The 1,671-nt window shown below is 46.6% G+C and carries 2 protein-coding genes; both read left to right on the top strand.

The window, feature by feature from the left end:
• The first annotated feature begins 248 nt into the window (after positions 1-248).
• Positions 249-1,169, top strand: a complete 921-nt coding sequence (pyrB, locus tag HMPREF2872_RS04045; RefSeq protein ID WP_003684701.1) for an aspartate carbamoyltransferase — start codon at positions 249-251, stop codon at positions 1,167-1,169.
• Between the two features lie 10 nt (positions 1,170-1,179).
• The gene (gene pyrI, locus HMPREF2872_RS04040; RefSeq protein ID WP_003684689.1) at positions 1,180-1,638 is read left to right on the top strand and encodes an aspartate carbamoyltransferase regulatory subunit; all 459 of its coding nucleotides are present in this window, start codon (positions 1,180-1,182) and stop codon (positions 1,636-1,638) included.
• The last annotated feature ends 33 nt before the right edge of the window (positions 1,639-1,671 follow it).

The following is a 1,671-nucleotide window of genomic DNA, read 5'->3' as shown; positions in this document are numbered from 1 at the left end:
ACCTGGACAAATGGAGACTTTACATTGGGTAATAACTGAAAACAGCCGAATCCCTGTGCTTGGGTCTCAGTCCGTCTGAAAACTTGAAAGAAGCAGCCGTCTGTTAAATATGCGATAATGCGGAAGATTTCATGGGTGTGGTAGGAACATGGTTGTGATTGTCCGACGAGGATGATGTCGGGCAACGATGGAATCGGTTTGCTTGAAACGCCCGCCTGTTGCGGGCTTTTTTATGGGAAGGAATGGTCATGCCTAATCCGCTTTATCGGCAACATATTATTTCAATTTCAGATTTGACGACGGAGCAGCTCGAATTGCTGCTTCAGACGGCCTTGAAGTTGAAAAAGCAGCCTCGTGAAGATTTGCTTGAGGGTAAATTGATTGGATCGTGCTTTTTTGAACCGTCCACCCGTACGCGTTTGTCTTTTGAAACCGCGGTACAGCGTTTGGGTGGGAAAGTTATCGGTTTTTCTGATGGTGCGAATACCAGCGCGAAAAAGGGTGAAACGCTTGCAGATACTGCGAGGATTATTTCTAGCTATACGGATGCGATTATTCAGCGACACCCTAAAGACGGTGCGGCCCGTGTGGCGGCCGAGTTTTCGAGCGTACCTGTGATTAATGCCGGTGATGGTACCAACCAACATCCGAGCCAGACGCTTTTGGATTTGGTAACGATTTATGAAACACAAGGTAGCTTGAGCAATTTGAAAATTGCGATGGCCGGTGATTTGAAATATGGCCGTACAGTACACTCATTGTGTCAGGCACTGAAGCGTTGGGGTTGTGAGTTTGCATTTGTTTCCCCTCCCAGCTTGGCGATGCCGGACTATATTACTGAAGAGCTGGAGGAGGCTGGTTGCCCTTACCAAGTTTTGTCCAGCTTGGAAGAAGCGGTCGAATGGGCGGATATTTTGTACATGACCCGTGTTCAGCGCGAACGTTTTGATGAGCAGGAATTTGCCAAAATTCAGGGTAAGTTCAATCTTGATGCGTCAATGTTGGCAAACGCCAAACCCAATTTGCGCGTCTTGCATCCTTTACCGAGGGTAGATGAAATTCATCCGGATGTAGATAAAACACCTCATGCCTATTATTTTGAACAGGCAACCAATGGCGTGTATGCACGGATGGCGATTTTGTCTTTGGTATTGAACGAAGAAGTTTAAGGAGCGAGAGATGGAAAACTCAAAACTCAGCGTTGAAGCGATTGAACAAGGTACGGTAATTGACCATATTCCTGCCGGTAAAGGCTTGGCCATTCTAAGACAGTTTAAGCTGCTGCATTATGGCAGTGCGGTTACGGTCGGCTTTAATTTGCCCAGCAAAACGCAAGGAAGCAAAGACATTATCAAAGTCAGCGGCGTATGGTTGGATGCCAATGCGGCCAACCGTTTGGCTTTATTTGCCCCTGAAGCAGTGGTAAACAAAATCGATCAGTTTAAAGTGATCGACAAACAGCATTTGTCATTGCCGGACGAAATTTCAGAAGTATTCCGCTGCCCGAATACCAATTGTGCCAGTCATGGCGAGCCGGTCATCAGCCGTTTTTATGTCCGTTCACATAATGGTCAGACACGTTTGAAATGCCATTATTGCGAGAAAACCTTCTCGCGTGATTCGGTTGCCGAAGCCTGATATGTAGAAACTAGTAGCGTTGTTTACAGTATT

The organism is Neisseria sp. HMSC069H12, from assembly GCF_001812735.1.
GTDB classification, from domain to species: Bacteria; Pseudomonadota; Gammaproteobacteria; order Burkholderiales; family Neisseriaceae; genus Neisseria; species Neisseria subflava.
The sequence above is the reverse complement of the archived record's forward strand: the minus strand, read 5'-3'. Positions and strand labels throughout refer to the sequence as shown.

Bases quoted from the DNA above. Each gene is read 5' to 3' on its own strand.
- pyrI (WP_003684689.1), top strand. From the start codon at position 1,180: ATGGAAAACTCAAAACTCAGCGTTGAAGCGATTGAACAAGGTACGGTA.
- pyrB (WP_003684701.1), top strand. From the start codon at position 249: ATGCCTAATCCGCTTTATCGGCAACATATTATTTCAATTTCAGATTTG.